The 15,655-nt window shown below is 61.3% G+C and carries 15 protein-coding genes and 1 pseudogene; 7 read left to right on the forward strand and 9 right to left on the reverse strand.

Annotated features, from left to right (window positions below; translation table 11 throughout):
* Positions 1 to 43: 43 nt before the first annotated feature.
* Complete coding sequence (gene arsS / locus F8C90_RS05925) at positions 44 to 1,030, forward strand: arsenosugar biosynthesis radical SAM (seleno)protein ArsS (protein WP_158049535.1); 987 nt, start codon at positions 44 to 46, stop codon at positions 1,028 to 1,030.
* Between the two features lie 355 nt (positions 1,031 to 1,385).
* Here arsS and F8C90_RS05930 read toward each other — a convergent pair whose 3' ends face one another.
* Positions 1,386 to 2,798 carry an alanine/glycine:cation symporter family protein gene (locus F8C90_RS05930; protein WP_246155817.1) on the reverse strand — a complete coding sequence of 471 codons (1,413 nt, stop codon included), beginning with the start codon at positions 2,796 to 2,798 and terminating at the stop codon, positions 1,386 to 1,388.
* A gap of 452 nt (positions 2,799 to 3,250) precedes the next feature.
* On the opposite strand from F8C90_RS05930, the gene F8C90_RS05935 reads away from it, so the two are divergent.
* On the forward strand, positions 3,251 to 3,751 hold the full coding sequence (locus F8C90_RS05935) for a MarR family winged helix-turn-helix transcriptional regulator (protein WP_158049537.1): 501 nt from the start codon (positions 3,251 to 3,253) through the stop codon (positions 3,749 to 3,751).
* A 4-nt stretch (positions 3,752 to 3,755) separates the two neighbouring features.
* Positions 3,756 to 5,852, forward strand: coding sequence for an MFS transporter (locus F8C90_RS05940; RefSeq protein WP_158049538.1), 2,097 nt, complete (start codon positions 3,756 to 3,758; stop codon positions 5,850 to 5,852).
* Between the two features lie 163 nt (positions 5,853 to 6,015).
* Here the strand turns inward: F8C90_RS05940 and F8C90_RS05945 are convergent, their stop codons facing one another.
* The gene (locus F8C90_RS05945; protein ID WP_158049539.1) at positions 6,016 to 6,357 is read right to left on the reverse strand and encodes an arsenate reductase family protein; all 342 of its coding nucleotides are present in this window, start codon (positions 6,355 to 6,357) and stop codon (positions 6,016 to 6,018) included.
* Positions 6,358 to 6,877: 520 nt separating this feature from the next.
* Between F8C90_RS05945 and F8C90_RS05950 the strand changes: the two genes are divergently transcribed.
* The 3 genes from F8C90_RS05950 to F8C90_RS05960 all read left to right on the forward strand — a co-directional run bounded on the left by F8C90_RS05950 (position 6,878) and on the right by F8C90_RS05960 (position 9,313).
* Complete coding sequence (locus F8C90_RS05950; protein ID WP_158049540.1) at positions 6,878 to 8,320, forward strand: MDR family MFS transporter; 1,443 nt, start codon at positions 6,878 to 6,880, stop codon at positions 8,318 to 8,320.
* Between the two features lie 3 nt (positions 8,321 to 8,323).
* Positions 8,324 to 8,830 (forward strand): CBS domain-containing protein, encoded by a 507-nt coding sequence (locus tag F8C90_RS05955; protein ID WP_158049541.1) that lies wholly within the window; start codon positions 8,324 to 8,326, stop codon positions 8,828 to 8,830.
* Positions 8,831 to 9,004: 174 nt separating this feature from the next.
* A complete protein-coding gene (locus F8C90_RS05960) occupies positions 9,005 to 9,313 on the forward strand; it encodes an MGMT family protein (protein ID WP_158049542.1) in 309 nt (102 codons plus the stop codon).
* A 566-nt stretch (positions 9,314 to 9,879) separates the two neighbouring features.
* Here F8C90_RS05960 and F8C90_RS05965 read toward each other — a convergent pair.
* The 6 genes and pseudogenes from F8C90_RS05965 to F8C90_RS05985 all read right to left on the reverse strand — a co-directional run bounded on the left by F8C90_RS05965 (position 9,880) and on the right by F8C90_RS05985 (position 14,025).
* Positions 9,880 to 10,473 (reverse strand): DapH/DapD/GlmU-related protein, encoded by a 594-nt coding sequence (locus tag F8C90_RS05965; protein ID WP_158049543.1) that lies wholly within the window; start codon positions 10,471 to 10,473, stop codon positions 9,880 to 9,882.
* Positions 10,474 to 10,520: 47 nt separating this feature from the next.
* Positions 10,521 to 11,090, reverse strand: a complete 570-nt coding sequence (locus F8C90_RS05970; RefSeq protein WP_158049544.1) for a cyclophilin-like fold protein — start codon at positions 11,088 to 11,090, stop codon at positions 10,521 to 10,523.
* Positions 11,091 to 11,112: 22 nt separating this feature from the next.
* Positions 11,113 to 11,565, reverse strand: a pseudogene (locus tag F8C90_RS11135) (DUF362 domain-containing protein); the annotation flags it as partial.
* Positions 11,566 to 11,577: 12 nt separating this feature from the next.
* Entirely contained in the window at positions 11,578 to 12,189 is a 612-nt protein-coding gene (locus F8C90_RS11140; protein ID WP_211361043.1) for a hypothetical protein, read from the reverse strand.
* Positions 12,190 to 12,203: 14 nt separating this feature from the next.
* Positions 12,204 to 13,163 (reverse strand): alpha/beta hydrolase family protein, encoded by a 960-nt coding sequence (locus F8C90_RS05980; RefSeq protein ID WP_158049545.1) that lies wholly within the window; start codon positions 13,161 to 13,163, stop codon positions 12,204 to 12,206.
* Between the two features lie 4 nt (positions 13,164 to 13,167).
* On the reverse strand, positions 13,168 to 14,025 hold the full coding sequence (locus F8C90_RS05985) for an alpha/beta hydrolase (protein ID WP_211361044.1): 858 nt from the start codon (positions 14,023 to 14,025) through the stop codon (positions 13,168 to 13,170).
* Between F8C90_RS05985 and F8C90_RS05990 the strand changes: the two genes are divergently transcribed.
* Entirely contained in the window at positions 14,024 to 14,401 is a 378-nt protein-coding gene (locus F8C90_RS05990) for a hypothetical protein (protein ID WP_158049546.1), read from the forward strand. The genes F8C90_RS05985 and F8C90_RS05990 overlap by 2 nt on opposite strands.
* Before the next feature lie 46 nt (positions 14,402 to 14,447).
* Here the strand turns inward: F8C90_RS05990 and F8C90_RS05995 are convergent, their stop codons facing one another.
* Entirely contained in the window at positions 14,448 to 15,335 is an 888-nt protein-coding gene (locus F8C90_RS05995; protein ID WP_158049547.1) for a LysR family transcriptional regulator, read from the reverse strand.
* Positions 15,336 to 15,655 lie beyond the last annotated feature (320 nt).

A 15,655-nucleotide genomic window follows, 5' to 3' on the forward strand; every position in this document is an offset into this window, starting at 1 on the left:
GCACGCCGGGCCCTCGCTTTGCGAGAAAGACGAGAGGATGATCATGGGATACATCGAAGAGGTGAACGAGGCGCTTGCTGCCTATCCGCCCTTCTGGCAACACGTGGGGGAATATCGCCTCACCGAGAACGCGCTCGACACGCTTCAGATCAACATCGGACTCAAGTGCAACCTGGCGTGCAAACACTGCCACGTGGAATCGAGCCCCGCGCGCACCGAGGAGATGTCGCGCGAGACGCTCGAGCAGTGCCTTGCCGTCTTCTGCGACCGCGGTTTCAAGACGATCGACATCACGGGCGGAGCTCCCGAGATGAACCCGAACTACGAGTGGTTCCTGCGCGAAGCTGTCGGCGCGGGCGCAAGCGTAATGACGCGCTCGAACTTGAGCATCTGCAAGGAGCCAGGCTACGAGGGCATTCCCGAGCTGTGGGCCGAGCTGGGCATCATCGTCATCGCGTCGCTTCCCCACTACGTGAAGAAAACATCCGAGAAACAGCGCGGCGCGGGCACCTTTGACCCGACGATCGAGATGCTCCAGCACCTGTGCGCGCTTGGGTACGGCAAGGGCGAAGGCACAGGACTTGGCGGCAAAAGGCTCGAGCTCGACCTGGTGTTCAACCCGCTCGGCGCGTTTCTTCCACCCGAGCAGGGGGCGCTCGAGGCCGAGTACAAAGCGAAGCTGAAAGCTGATTTCGACATCGATTTTGACAACCTCTTCGCCATCACCAACGCGCCCGGCGGGCGCTTCGGCGAGCGACTGCTCAAGACGAACAACATGGACCGCTACATGAACACGCTGATCGGGGCATTCAACGAGGAAACCGTCCCGGCGATGATGTGCCGCACGCAGCTTTCGGTATCGTGGGACGGCACCTTATACGACTGCGACTTCAACCAGGCGGTCGGCATGCCATGCAAAAACGGCCTCACCATCGCCGACATGGCGGCGGACCCGTCGATTCCCCTTGCGCGCGAAATCCGCTTCGGGAACCACTGCTACGCCTGTTGTGCAGGATCGGGGTCGAGTTGAGGCGGCTCAACGGCGTAGGTCTTGCGCCGCTCAACCGCAGAAAGCCCTTGGCCGACCTGCAGAAAAGCAAGCCGCCGAGGGCTTTCTCGTATGAAATGTCAGCCGCTGTTGACTTATACTCTTTTCAAGTGCATCATTGCACGCTGGCGCAACGAAAGGAGTCTTCCCTATGAAGAAGCACATGTTTTGGGCATATGCCGCGATCGCATGCATGGTCATGTGCGTCTGGACGGGCAAAGCCCACCGCTAAGGATATTGAGCGCGGGCGGCTTCCGCGAACTGAAGAAGCCGCCCTTACGCTGTTCGCCCAGATAGATACGCTCTCTTGCGGCCCTCATAGCGAATTGAGGCAACGCTACTTCTCGTCGTATTGCGGAATCTCGGTGTCGTCGACTTCCTCCAAATTGCCATCGTAGACATAGTGCTTGGTCTCGCGCGCGATGACGGCGGACAGGCCGAGGACCGCGATGCAGTTCGGAATGGCCATGAGCGCGTTCATCACGTCAGCGAAATCCCACACCGTAGAGCTCAAATTGGAAACCGCGGCGCTGTTCGACGCATCGCCGACCATCATGCAGCCCCAGAACACGAACAGCAGGAACACGATGTAGTACGGAAGCACCGCCTTCTTCCCGAGCAGATAGCTGATCGCGCGGTTGCCGTACTGGCTCCACCCGAGGATGGTGGAATAGGTGAAGGTGAGCAGACCCACCAGCAGTACCAGCGGTCCGAATACGGGGATTTTCTCGAAGGCGGCGGTCGCAAGGCCCGCGCCGGAAGAGATGGTGCCGTTGGCGACGGCGGTGGAAAGCTCCGGGTTCGCGATCAGAGTAGTCATCAACATGAGGCCGGTGATGAGACACACGACGACGGTGTCCCAAAAGGTGCCGGTCATGGAAACGAGAGCCTGACGTGCGGGGTTTTTTGTGGTGGCGGAAGCGGCAACGAGCGGCGCAGAGCCCATGCCGGACTCATTGGAGAAGATGCCGCGCTTGAAGCCGAACTGCAAAGCAAGCGTCACCGTCGAGCCGACAGCGCCGCCGGCAGCACCAGCGGGGGTAAACGCGCCTTCGATGATCTGGCGAACCGCCTCGCCGAGGTACTGACCGTTGATGCCGATGATGATCAAGCAGCACACCACATAGAAGAGCGCCATGACGGGGACAAGCTTCTCGCACACCCTCGAGATGGACTTGATGCCGCCTAAGATGACGATGGCGACGAGCACCACGACGACCGCGCCCACAAGCCACTGCGGGATGGCCTTGCCGTCGACGAGCGAGGTGTTGTAGAGGGCGTCGGCAAGCGAGTTCGACTGCGTGGAAGCGCCGATGCCGAAGGCTGCCAGCGACGCGAACAGGGCGAACAGGATAGCGAGGATGCGACCGAGCTTCTTGTTCTTGAAGCCGCGCTCAAGCGCATACATCGCGCCGCCGAGCATCTTGCCGGAGTGGTCCTTCACGCGGTACTTCACGCCAATGAAGACCTCGGAGTACTTGGTGGCAATGCCCAAGATGCCCGTGATCCACATCCAGAAGATGGCGCCCGGGCCGCCGAACAGAAGACCCGTGCCCACGCCGACGATGTTGCCGGTGCCGATCGTGGCGGCAAGAGCCGTGGTCAGCGCGCCGAACTGAGTGATGTCGCCGCTTGCATCGGAAGGGTCGTCCTTGGTGACCGACATCTTGATGCCCGTGCCGAGCTTTCTCTGAATGAAGCCCGTGCGGACGGTCATGAAGATGTGCGTGAACAGCAAAAGCAAGATCATGATTGGGCCCCACACGAAGCCGTCGACGGCGTCGATGACGTCAAGGGGGCTTGTCGCGCTCGCAATTCCCGTTGCCAGCCCGGTGAACGGAGCGACGAAGAACGATGTCAGGAAGTCCTCCATAGCCCCTCCTTTCTACAGGGAAAAGCGCAAGTACCAGGGAGGCCGAGAAAGCTGAGACCGGGTCGGGATTCGAGTCGGATTCCGGGCCCAAGTAACCAAATCGCCTCGCAAGCGCATACGTTTTTCGCTTACATTGCACGGTAAAAGTTAGGGGAAGCACTTTTCGAGATTATTTCGGCGGTGAGAAATAAGGGTTTCTAGCCCGCGAAAGGCCGCGATGCGGTGCTTAGGGGCGGCCTCTTGACACGATACGTCAGGTTCATTATTGTTGCCGTTGCAACTATTGTCGTGGCAACAATAAGCAAATCGAAAGAGGGCAACCGTTGTACATGTCGGACATTTCCATCATCGTACGGAAGATGCGCACCTTCGCCGAACGGAACATGGCCCACAGGGGAATCGGGTTCCCCGAGCAGCTCGTGCTGATGAGCCTTCTCGCAAACGGCGAGTCGAATCAGGAGTCAATCGCAGCCGAGCACGGCATCGATCGCGGCGCCATCGCGAAGACACTCGCGAAGCTCGAGGCAAAAGGCCTGGTGACGCGCAAGGTCAACAGCAAGAACAAGCGCGAGAAGATTGTCTGCGCAACACCTGAGGCGACAAGCGTCTTCAACGAGATGCGCGCGTCGTTCGTCGAGCTGGACAACACGCTTTTTAGCGGCTTCACCCCCGAGGAGAAAGCGAGCGCCTGCGACCTCATAGCGCGCATGGCGGCCAACCTGCAGGAAGTGGTTGCCGCACCCGTGAGCGCGGCAACCGCGGGCGACGCACCTGCCGCCGCAAGCGCCTCCCCCGCCGACGCGGCAACCACCGGAAAGGAGAGTCTTTAGTCCCATGACCCGCAAGAAGACAGAGGAGCAGGACATCGAACCTGCTCAATCTAAGGAGGGCTCGGACATCGAACCGCAAGCCCCGGCGGGCAATTCCCTCGCCAAAGCAGCACCCACCGCCCGCAGCCAGGGAAAGGGCTACGCGCTTGTCGCCGTAGTCTACCTGCTCGGCCTATGCATGGGCGCACTCGACATGGGCATCGTCAACCCCGCGCGTACCGTTATCCAGAACACGCTCAGCGTTGACGATAGCCTCGGCGTATGGATCATCACCATCTACACGCTCGCCTACGCCGTGTCGATTCCTATCATGGGCAAGCTTGCCGACCGCCATGGCCGCAAGGGGGTCTACCTCCTGTGCATCTTGCTCTTTGGCATCGGCTCGGCGTTATGCGGTGTCGCGCAGGATCTGGGCAACTTCTGGATCCTCATCGGCGCACGCGTCATCCAGGCACTCGGCGGTGGCGGCATCATGCCGGTTGCAACGGCGGAATTCGGCACCGCGTTCCCCGAGGAAAAGCGCGGCATGGCGCTCGGCATCGTCGGCATGGTGTACGGCCTCGCCTCCATCCTAGGGCCGACGGTGGGCAGCGCGATCCTCGAGGTGTTCGGGGCAACGCAGTGGCAGTTCATCTTCTACGTGAACATCCCCATCTGCATCATCGTGCTGATTCTCGGCGTCAAGCGTCTCCCAAACGCACAAGCCGAAAAGACGGGGCCCCTCGATGGCCTGGGCATTCTCATCCTCACGCTCATGACGCTCAGCCTTATGTACGGGCTTAAGAACATCGACTTCTTCGATTTCGCGACGTCGATCGCATCGACCGACGTGTGGCCGTTCCTCGTGGCGTTCGTGGTGCTCCTCCCGCTGTTCGTGCTGCGCGAGCGCCGCGCCGCTGACCCGATTCTCAACCTGAAATACTTCACCAATGCGAACATCGTCATCGCGTTTCTGTGCGCGGTGATTTCGGGCATCGCCATGATGGGCACTATCTTCTTCCCGCAGTTCTGCGAGAACGCCATGATGATGAAATCGGGATCGGGCGGCTACTTCATCGCGCTGCTCGGCGTAGGCAGCGGCGTTGGCGCTATGATGTCGGGCAAGCTCATCGACAAACACGGCGTGAAACCAGTGCTCGCGATGGGCTTCATCGGCGTGGCAATCGGCTCGATTTTCATGGCGTTTGTGGCCTGCACCTGGCCAAGCCTCCTCACCGTGTGCGCCACCATGATCATCACCGGCCTCGGCCTTGGCTTCACCATGGGCACGCCGCTCAACTACATGATGCTGGAGAACACCGACGAGAAGGAATCGAATTCGGCGCTGGCCGCGCTTTCCCTCGTCCGTTCCATCGGCACCGCAATCGCGCCCGCTATCATGGTCGCATTCGTCGTGCACGCGAGCGCCTACCTGCAGGGCAACCTCATGGACGCGATGCCGAGCGAGGTGAGCGCCTCCGAGCTGCCCCACGCCGCCGAGCTCGACAGCGAGCTTGCGAGCCTTCGCGAGACCGAGAACGGCACGAAAATGCTCGAGGGTGTCGACATCCCGTCACTCGAGGACTATCGCACCATCGACGTGGGCATGGACAGCGCGAGCGGAGACGGAAGCTTCGAGATGAGCGACGAGACGCTCGAGCAGCTGAAGAATTCCGACGTCACCACAGTGGTTTCCGCATGCAAGGCGCTTTCGAGCGAGATGTTCGACGCCATGGAGCCGACGATCGAGGGCAACATCCAAGGTGGGTTCGATAAGGGCATAGCCTCGATGCAGGAGGGCCTGGACAGCATGAACGCCCAGATGAACCGTGTGCCGGCGCCTGCGGCAGCAGCCATGACCGCCCAGCGCGACGAACTGCAGACCGTCGTGTCGCAGATGGAGGAGGCGCGAGATGCCGTGCCCGCCATGCTCGACGAGGCGAAGGAGAATTACCTGACCGAGGTCGACAACGACGCTGCGGAGATTCAAGAGGCCTACCAGCAAACGATGAATAGCGGCTTCAAGGGCATGTCGCTGTTCGTGGCCGCCTGCGCGATCGTGGGGCTTGTGCTGCTTATTCCCTATAAGGACAAGAAGAGGCTCGCGCAGTCTGAGAAGTAAACAACCCACACCATGGGACGCCGCCGCCCCGGTAGCGTTGCCGGGGCGTGTTGTTCGGCGCCGCCGGAGCGCTCCACTCAAACGACGAAAGGCATCTTACACAAGCACCCGTGCCCATGGATAAAACCACGGGCACGGGTGCTTCACTTTATTCCCAGCCGCTTTATTCCCAGCCCTTCCACACGTCGGGCTCGTAGCCGACGGTTGCCTGGCGGCCGTTACGGACGATGGGCTCGCGAAGTATCTGCTGGTTATCGAGCACCTTTTCGAACTTCTGGTCGGCAGCAAGGTACTGCACGAGCGCAACCGTGTCGGCATCTTTCGCCTTCTGATCGATCACAGCGTCGATCCCGCCGACGGCGCGCGCCACGCTTTCGAGCTCGCCTTTGCTCATCCCCTTTTCTTTCAAGTCGATGAACTGGAACTTCACGCGACGCTCCTTGAAATAGCGCTGCGCCTTCTTAGTATCGAAGCTTTTCTTCGTGCCGAATATCTGGATGTTCATACGTACCGCCTTCGCTCAATTCTCGTCCATCCATGATACGACAAGGGAGCCGAGCAAAAACAGAGCAGGCGGAGATGGAGGAGGACGGCGACCGACCGTCGGCAAAAGTCGGCCGGATCGGACTGGCGCCCAGCGCGCGCCGGCAACACGCTCGCAGCTGCACACATAGCCGATGCACAAGCTCGCCGCGGCGTTCCCTCGCCCCGCGGCGTGGCGATAGAGAAGCACGCCACTCGCCAACGATGGCGCCTCGGTGAAGAAAATCAACGTCTGGGTTACATCCCTTGAAAGGGGCGAAGGGGACTGCTAGGATACCTCCCCGCTATGAAGGATTTGACCAAAGCATACATCGCAATTCGGCGGCCCCTGGTATACGGGGCCTCTCCTGTTGTTCCCCAAGTGCGCTCTGAGCAGCCGCTTTCTTCCTGTCGTATCTGATGCGCGCATAGCACGTGCATGTTATTTCGCCCGTGGGCCAGCGCGCCTTCGGCGAAGAATCGAATAGATACGAAGGAAGCTTATGTCTGATAATTGTACGGTCGCGCCCGCAAACGGACGCATTACCGGTACCCAGATCCGCATCGTCGCGGTCGTCGTCCTGGGTGCCTTCTTGGCGCTACTGAACCAAACGGTGATGTCGCCTGCGCTGCCGGTCATAATGTCCGATTTCTCCATTGATGCCTCGACTGCCCAGTGGATTATGTCCATCTATCCGCTGGTGAGCGGCATCATGGTCCCCGTTTCGGCGTTCCTTATCGACAAGTTCAGCACCCGCGCGCTGTTCTTCGGGGCAACGCTGGTGTTCGCGCTTGGTACCCTGCTGTGCGCCGCCGCCCCCGATTTCTTGTTCCTCATCATCGGTCGCGTGTTGCAGGCGGCTGGTTCGGGCGTGCTCATGCCGCTGGTCTCGGTGGTTCCCATGCTGGTGTTCCCCGTCGAGAAACGAGGGACGGCTATGGGCATGGCGGGCATTGTCATGTCGGCAGGTCCCGCGGTTGGCCCCGTCGTAGGCGGCGCGGTGATCGACACGTACGGCTGGCGCACCATGATCGGTGCCATCGTCCCCCTCGCAATTCTCGTGCTGGTGCTGGGCGTGTTCATGCTGAAGAACGTGGGCGAGCTGAAGAACCCCAAGCTCGACCTGCTTTCGGTCGTCCTTTCCACCATCGCTTTCGGCGGGCTTCTCTACGGATTTTCCAGCGCCTCGTCGATGGGTTGGGGCAGCCCCGTGGTGCTCGGCTCGATCGTCGCGGGCGTCGTGTGCTTGGTGCTGTTCGTCGTGCGCCAGGGCAAAATCGAGGACCCGCTGCTTCAACTGGGCACGCTCAAGACGCGCGAGTTCCGCGTGGCCGCCATCATCGTCACGCTGATCAACGCTGCATGTCTGGTCACCAACACGTTGCTGCCGCTGTTGCTGCAAACGGCACTCGGTGCTTCGGCCTTCGAAACCGGCATGGCCATGCTTCCCGCCGCGGCGGTGGGCATCATCATCAGCCCTATCTCCGGCGTGGTGTTCGACAAATTCGGTCCGCGCGCCATCTCAATCGTCGGCCTGGTGCTCATGACCGGCGCCCTGTTCCTGCTCTCGCTTTCGACGGTCAACACGCCCATCCTGGTGGTTGCACTGTTCTGCATGCTGCAGTCCGCCGGCCAGTCGCTCGCGAACATGCCGGTGAACACATGGGGTGTCAACGCCTTGAAAAATGACATGATCGCCCACGGCAACGCCATCGCGAACACCGGCCGCCAGGTCGCCGGCGGTTTGTGCACGGCGCTCATCATCACGGTCATGACAAGCGTCACCGCGTCGGCCGGCGTCGACGCGAGCATCCAAGTAGCCACCGCCGTGGGCGCGGGCGTCGCTTACAAGGTGTGCGCGGCAATCGGCCTCGTTTCCCTTATCTACGCCATATTCAGCGTGCGCACCTCGAAGAAGGCCGCACCAAAGCCGAAGGAGGCATAAGCGATGTCCGAGATTCTGTCCGAGCGCATCCCGCTCGAGCTCGAGGGAACTCCTGTTTCGAGCATCATGATTGAAGAGCCGTTCACCTGCACGCAGGATTGCACGATTTCCGACGTGGTGCGCATGCTCGCCGAGAACGAGGTGAGCAGCATGCCCATAATCGATGAGCGCAACCACGTGGTCGGGTTCATCTCCGACGGCGATGTCATGGGCGCCATCGCGCAACATCGCGCCCACACCATTTTCACGGGCGGCGACGCATCTATGCTGTACTTCGACGATCAGAGCCTTGAGCAGCGCATCGAGGACCTGAAGGATCGCTGCGTCATGGATTTCGCGACGCGCAAGGTAGTGTGCGCGCGACCCGACCAAAGCATCGCCCGCGTCGCCGCACTACTGGCGAAGAAGAAGTTCAAGAAGCTCCCGGTGGTGGACGATGAGGGCAAACTCGTGGGAGTCATCCGCCGCTCCGCCATCACCGAATACATCTTCGGCATCCTTTTTCAATAGGGCAGATTGCACTTGAGGCGCGCACCCGAGGGGCATCGAGCCAGCAACTGGACCAGACAACCTTGACACGCACGCGCTTTCCTTCGATGCTTCGGTAAGGGGGGCTGCGAAAATCGCAGCACGGGTGATCGGCACCGCGCCCCCGAAGGCAAAAGCAAACACGGAAGCGATACGATGGGAAAAGTCCTGGACGAAGATCTGGTTTATGAGATTCTCTCCGTCGTGGCGGAGATCCCGGCGGGATGCGTCGCCTCGTACGGTCAGATAGCGCGCCTCATCGGCAGGGAGAAAAACTCTCGCCTGGTCGGAGCTGCGCTGAGTGAGGCAGATCGCTACGGCGATTATCCGTGCCACCGTGTCGTCAACCACGCGGGACGCCTCGCGCCCAACTTCCCCGACCAGCGAGCACTACTGACGGAGGAAGGAGTCGTCTTCCGAGACAACGGCTGCGTCGACATGAAAAAGCACCAGTGGAGAGAGTAGCCAGGCTGCGCGGCGTCGAAAGGAGCGACGCCGCGGGGAACGACCTGCGCCCCGCCGCCGGGCAACCTATGGCAAAGCGACATGCCCCACGAAGAGCGGCGCACCAGTGAGAGATGCGACCACGACGTAAAAAGACCCTATGATACTCGTAAGCATCTATCTGATTGTCCGCCTCGAGGTACCCAAAGAACGAGAGATGCCGAAACCCGTAGACAAAGAAAAAGGTCGGAAGCTTTTATGCTTCCGACCTGAAGTTTCATGGTCGCGGGGGGCGGATTTGAACCACCGACCTTCGGGTTATGAGCTGGCGTCTCCACTATCGGGACGTCTCGCGGTTCAAGTCTGTCAAACTAAAATCCCAGATAAAGCCCGATTTTTCTATTTCGTTCCATCGGCTCTCGTGGGACGTGTTCTCTAGCTTCCCCCCCCCCGAATTCCCCCCGATTGCTCGAAATCGGCGTTTTCGATTCTCCCCTAGCAGTGTTTGTGCGAAACCATCGGAAACGGCCATTCTGGAGAGCGCTCACGCAAACGCTCCTAATGGTCGCCTCGGAGAAGGCGCCGGCCTACAGCTCCTTGATCAACTTGGCGGGAACGCCGCCGACCACCGTGCGTGGCGCGACGTCGCGGGTCACGACCGCGCCCGCCGCCACGACCGCGCCCTCGCCGATGGTCACGCCGGGTAGCACGGTAACGTTCGACCCGAGCCACGCGTCGGCGCCGATGCGCACGGGCGCGGGAATCAGATTCGCACGCTTGGCCGGATCCATGTCGTGGTTCAGCGTGGCGATGACGCAATTGTGCCCGATGAGCGCGCGGTCGCCGATGTATATGCCGCCCTGGTCCTGGAAGCGGCAGCCGGCGTTGATGAACACGCCCTCGCCCAGGTGCGTGTTCAGCCCGCAGTCGGTCGTGAAAGGCGGAAACAGCCCCACGCCTTGCGGAAGCGGGCGCATGAACAGCCGCTCGAGCTGCTCGCGCGTGTCGGATAGGCTGTTGAACTCGGCATTCATGCGCGACGTGATGCGCATGGCCCGCTCGGAGGCAGCCGTCATGAGCTGGTGGACATCCGAGCCGGCCTCGACTTCCTCCCCGCTGTCCATGCGCTCGAGGAAGTAGCTGATCTGCTCTTGCGTGAGTTCCTGTCCGTCTTCGTACATAAACCAAGCCTTTCGCTTTTAGTTGTGGGATCCTGGGTCAGCGCCGATCAATTGCCCGCTATCGACAGCGTGACGTCCGCGTCGCCGTCGCCGAAAGCCGCGAGCAGCGAGTCGGCTGTGGCGCCCTCGATGTGGCCGAGCGGCGTGTAAGCCCAGCTGTTCGAACCGTGGAATATCGTGATCCGGTCGCCTTGGTAGAGCATGACGTCACCGGGAATGGTGGTGACCTGTTCGTCATTCTGGGGCAGGGACCACGGAAGCGGTCCCACGTGCTCGAAGCCGCCATACGCATGCAGGCTCACCGTAACCGGGCCGTCCTGCAGCTTGCCGACGAGATCGCGCGCGGCGTCGGTGTCGGCGGGCGTCATCTCGAACGAGGCGTCACCTGCGGTGATGACGATGACAGCTTCCTCGGATTCGGCGCTGGTGGCAACAGCGGGCGAGGCAGCAGGCGAAGCGCCCGTAGCACTCGACCCCGACCCGACTTCAGCTTGGCTCGAAGACGCAGACGACGAACTGCTACCACCTGCCGTCGATGACGCCGAGTTCTGCGCCTGTGCGCACCCCGCGAGCGCCAACAACCCAGCCAGTGCCACGACGACGATTGCCCTCTTCATACGAATACCCAGCCTTTCCCGACTAGCCTATCTCTACCAACTCGTAGGCGCGGCTGCCCACGCCGAGCGACTCGGCCGCCTCGAGCACATGCACGCCGTCGCGGCTCTCCATGCGCTTGATAAGGTCGGCGCTGTCGTCTTCGCTCGCGTACACGAGGTCGACGCACGCCTGGTCGAGCGCCACTGGGTCGGCCGAGGCCAAAATCCCGATGTCGGCCATCTTCGGCGGCGCGGGATTGGAGTCGCAGTCGCAGTCGACCGACAGGTTGTTCATGACGTTGACGAACAGCATGTTCGGCTGCGCGGCCAGCACCGCCTTGCACGCGTCGGCCATCGACTCCAGGAAATCCGGGGTCGCCGCGCTCCGCCAGCTTTCGCTGGTCGCGCCCGCCGAGTGGATGAGGCACTTGCCCTCGCGCGACGCCATGCCGATGGAGATATTTTTGAGCGCCCCGCCGAAGCCGGCCATCATATGGCCCTTGAAGTGCTAGAGAACCAGGAACCCGTCGTAGTCGGAAAACGCCGCACCCACCAGGTCTTCAGACAGGTGCAGGCCTCCCACCACCGGTAGGGAGAGCGATCCTGCCTCGTCCATGATCTGAAAGTCGGCTATGGCGGTGAAGCCGTGGTCGGCCGCCACCTGGTAGTGTGCCGCGATAGAAGAGCGCCCGCCGCCGTAGGCCGTGTTGCACTCGACGATGGTGCCGCCGACCGCGTGGACCAGGTCAGCGATGAGGTCGCCCTTCAGGTAGTGGTTGCCGCCCGGCTCGCCGCTCGAGAGCTTTACGCCGATCTTGCCGGAGCCGAGTTCCCGCCCGATGGCGGCGAACACGGCCTGCAACCCCGCGCTATCGAGCGCGCGCGTGAAGTAGACCTGCGGCGCTTCAGAGGAGGTAGGGGCCGAAGAGGCGGACGAGGACGAAGCAGAAGAGGACGAAGCGCTTTCCACACTTTCCGCGCTTTCCGCAAATGAACTGGCCGCCAAACTGACAGGCGACGCCTGCGAAGTGCTGCCGCACCCGGCGAGCCCCGACAAGGCAGCAAAGCCCCCTGCAATCGCTCCGAGCTCCACGAACGTCCTGCGCGTCATGTATCCCATGTCGAGCTCTTTCCCTAACTCTGCAAGCCATCGAGGTAGGCGACGATGTATCCGCACGCCTCCTCGAAGTTCTCGCCCGTGAAACCATGCCCTGCACCGGAAATGACATGCAGCTCGCAGTCAGGATACACCTGCGACGCGCGCTCGGAGTACGACACGTCGACGACCGAATCCGCGTCGCCGTGCAGCACGAGCACCTTTCCGGGATAGGCGCCGATACGCGCGAACATATCGTAGTCCCACATGTCAGCTGCGTAGTTGCGCCCAACCGTCATCCAACCGCCGAACAGCCCGTAGGTATCGGGTACGTCTGCAACCGATGCGAACTGCGCATGGATGTCGTCGGAGATCGAAAGCGCCGGGTAGAGCAGTACCAACCCAGCAAGCTCGTCGGCATGGTCGGCGGCGTAGACCGCCGAAACGCATCCGCCCTGGCTCTCGCCGACGGCCACGATTGCGGACGAGTCTACGAAGTCCCAGTCCTTGGCCGCCTCGATGACGGCTTCCAAATCGGAGACCTCGGTCATGGCCGACATGCTCGTCGATGAGCCGTCGCTGCGGTTCTGATGCGCGCTTCCCCCGCGGAAGTCGAACGTGTGCACCGCAAAACCGTGCGAGGCGAGAACCTCGGCGTACGGCGCGCCCGCAGAGTGGTCGTTGCCAAGCCCGTGCGAGAACACGACGAGCGGCTTTTGCCCCTCCCCCTCGGGCACATATGCGACTCCGTAGATCTGCTCGCCCCCGTTGTCCACCCATAGCTCACGCTGCTCGTAGGTGAAATCGCCCTTTTGGTCGACATCTCCGGAGGAGGCGACGGCCGCCTGCCCGGGGCCCAGGGACGACGCGCTTGCGTCCGTAGAGGCCGATGATGCCTGGCCTTGCGCGGACCCGCATCCTACCAACCCGAACGCTGCGGCGAGAACGATGGCCATAACGGCAGTGGTTCCCTTCATGACGAGGCTGTCCTTTCCCATCGTCCTACTTCAGGCTCTCCTTGAAGAATGCCTCGAGCTTGTCGAAGGGGATGCGGTCTGTGCGGTCGTACAGGTCGATGTGCTCGGCGTCGTCGACCACGAAAAGCTCCTTGGGCTCCGCGGCCGCAGCGTAGGCTTTCTCGGAAAACGCGCGCGAATGGGCACGATCGCCTACGACGAACAGTATCGGCCGCGGTGCAATCTCGGTGATGTAGGCAAGTGCCGGGAAGTTCAGCATGGCCAGGTTCGAGGTCATCGTGAACCCGCCGAGCGCATTGGGATGATGGCCGCGCGGCACGGCGCAGAAGCGCTGCCACTCATTGGTGAGCGGGTCGGTTTCGGGCAGAGCCTCGACGGATGGATACGGCTCTCCCGGGAAGGACGGCACGTATTCTTGCTTCCCCGCCTCGAAGTCGGCCCAACGGTGCTCGGCCAGCTGGCGCTTCATGTCCTCGAGCATGTCAGGGTTGTCGCCGAACATGCCGCGTACGTCAGTGATATCGTACATCGACGTCGTGGCAACGGCTTTGATACGCACATCTACCTGTGCGGCCGAAAGAGCGAAGCCGCCGCTGCCGCAGATGCCGATGGCGCCGATTCGCTCGCGGTCCACGCAAGGCACCTTCACGCCCAGGTAGTCCACCGCTGCGCTGAAGCTCTCCGCGAACAAATCGGGGCTCGAGATGTTGCGCGGCTCACCGCCCGACTCGCCCATGTGCACCTGGTCGAAGGTCAGCACTACGAAGCCGCGCTGCGCGAGCTCGTTCGCGTAGACGCAAGGGCCCTGCTCCTTCACGCCGCCGTAAGGGGCGCCCACGATGAGCGCGGGGTGCTTCGCGTGGCTGCGCATCTCGCGGCGCATGAGCAGGCGAGGCTACACCTCCGCAGCCCTTGTCGTGTCGGCGATCGTCGGAGTTTGCATTCTCGTGTTCGGGCAAATGGGCACTTTCGTCTTCTGCGGCCTGTTCGTCGTGTTCGCGTTCTTCGAGGCCTCCGTGCGCCCCTATGCCGTGGCGGTGCTGCTCGCGCAGCAGGAGGGCGACACGGGCTCGGCTTCGGCGCTCATCAACTTTACCCGGACCTTCACCGGCGTCATCGGCATGTTCGCGGTGATGGCGCCCGTCTTCTCCGGTTACGTGAACGCGGTCGGCTGGCTCATGGCAGGCGGAATGCTCATGGCAATCATCGCATGGGTTGCCCTGCTGCGCTCGTCCATGCCTCTTTCCGGCGTGAAATGAGGAAGAGGGGTCGATCTTCATGCCCTGTCGAGTGCGCTGGTGGGGTTTAATCCAGCGAGGGGCTTGACATGCGCGATTTCAGGTTTCGGGCGAGCGCGAGGAAGCGTTGGGCCGACTTGGCCGATGCCTGGTACAAAGCGTACACCTGCCAGCTAAGGCACGGATTGTCGAGCGGAATCGCCACGGTTCCTTCGGGTACGCATTGGGCAAAGACCTCGGATACCAAGCCAATTCCTTCGTCTGCACCGACGATTTTCTCGGCAAGTTCTACCCCGTTTATCGTGCTGAATCTTACATTGTGGATGCCGCTGTTCTGAAGGGATTGCATCAGCGACCCGTATTGCAATTTATCGTCTGATACCAAGAGCAGCCTCTGCCCGCCAAGCATTTCGAGCTTAAGTGCCTTTTCGGTTGCAAGCGAAGAAGAGCGGGCAGTCCAAGCATAAACCGGTATCGTGGCTATGCGAAGCGAATCGCACATGTTGAAGTTGCGGTTCATTCCGACGACGAAAGCGCCGTCCGCAAGGCCGGCGCATACGCTTTCCACGCAGTCCTGATAGCCAGACTCGCTGATTCGTATGCCGCCCGGATAATCGAAGAACACCCCTGAAGCATCGGCGGGCAAGGCGCTTAGGAGCGCTGTGGATACGATAACGCCAATCGGCTGGAGTGAGCGCCTGTTTTCGTTTGCTATATCGTGCATGTCGTCAAGCAGGTTGATTGCAGCCTGCGCCTTTTCAGAAAAGGCCTTCCCGTCATCGGTGAGTTTCAGGTTCTTGCCCTCGCGCCAGAAGAGCTCGACCCCAAATTCGCGTTCGACGGATTTCACGGCATGTGCGATGTTTTGCCGACTTGTGAAGCACCTCTTGGCGGCTTGGGTGAAACTGCCCGTTTTCATTACGGCCAGCACGAATTCCAACTGCTGCGTTTCCATGCGATGCTCCTCTTCATGGTGCGGCTGAAACGTCTTCTACCGTATTATCTGCACAGGGACGTTGCGTGTCAAAGGCCCCACGACTCTTGTGCGCCACTTGGTTGTCGTGATGGCAGGAGCCCGTGGGCCCCGTCATGGAAAACGGCAGCCGGCTGGCCATGTGGTTGGTCATGGCAGATTTCCTTTGCCTGTATGCGCAAATCATCGGCTACGCCAGAGCCATGCCGCCCTTTCTATACTCGATACGGGAAGGACGGCAATGGGAATCAACTCAGTAGCGGCTAAAAGAGAAGCAAGATTGCCGCCTGCTTTGGATCCGA

Source organism: Ellagibacter isourolithinifaciens (assembly GCF_008831035.1).
Taxonomy (GTDB): domain Bacteria; phylum Actinomycetota; class Coriobacteriia; order Coriobacteriales; family Eggerthellaceae; genus Ellagibacter; species Ellagibacter isourolithinifaciens.

Bases quoted from the DNA above. Each gene is read 5' to 3' on its own strand.
- arsS (WP_158049535.1), top strand. From the start codon at position 44: ATGGGATACATCGAAGAGGTGAACGAGGCGCTTGCTGCCTATCCGCCC.
- F8C90_RS05930 (WP_246155817.1), bottom strand. From the start codon at position 2,798: ATGATCTTGCTTTTGCTGTTCACGCACATCTTCATGACCGTCCGCACG.
- F8C90_RS05960 (WP_158049542.1), top strand. From the start codon at position 9,005: ATGGGAAAAGTCCTGGACGAAGATCTGGTTTATGAGATTCTCTCCGTC.
- F8C90_RS05995 (WP_158049547.1), bottom strand. From the start codon at position 15,335: ATGGAAACGCAGCAGTTGGAATTCGTGCTGGCCGTAATGAAAACGGGC.
- F8C90_RS05950 (WP_158049540.1), top strand. From the start codon at position 6,878: ATGTCTGATAATTGTACGGTCGCGCCCGCAAACGGACGCATTACCGGT.
- F8C90_RS05990 (WP_158049546.1), top strand. From the start codon at position 14,024: ATGAGCAGGCGAGGCTACACCTCCGCAGCCCTTGTCGTGTCGGCGATC.
- F8C90_RS05965 (WP_158049543.1), bottom strand. From the start codon at position 10,473: ATGTACGAAGACGGACAGGAACTCACGCAAGAGCAGATCAGCTACTTC.
- F8C90_RS05955 (WP_158049541.1), top strand. From the start codon at position 8,324: ATGTCCGAGATTCTGTCCGAGCGCATCCCGCTCGAGCTCGAGGGAACT.
- F8C90_RS05980 (WP_158049545.1), bottom strand. From the start codon at position 13,163: ATGGGAAAGGACAGCCTCGTCATGAAGGGAACCACTGCCGTTATGGCC.
- F8C90_RS11140 (WP_211361043.1), bottom strand. From the start codon at position 12,189: ATGGGATACATGACGCGCAGGACGTTCGTGGAGCTCGGAGCGATTGCA.
- F8C90_RS05970 (WP_158049544.1), bottom strand. From the start codon at position 11,090: ATGAAGAGGGCAATCGTCGTCGTGGCACTGGCTGGGTTGTTGGCGCTC.
- F8C90_RS05935 (WP_158049537.1), top strand. From the start codon at position 3,251: ATGTCGGACATTTCCATCATCGTACGGAAGATGCGCACCTTCGCCGAA.
- F8C90_RS05940 (WP_158049538.1), top strand. From the start codon at position 3,756: ATGACCCGCAAGAAGACAGAGGAGCAGGACATCGAACCTGCTCAATCT.
- F8C90_RS05985 (WP_211361044.1), bottom strand. From the start codon at position 14,025: ATGCGCCGCGAGATGCGCAGCCACGCGAAGCACCCCGCGCTCATCGTG.
- F8C90_RS05945 (WP_158049539.1), bottom strand. From the start codon at position 6,357: ATGAACATCCAGATATTCGGCACGAAGAAAAGCTTCGATACTAAGAAG.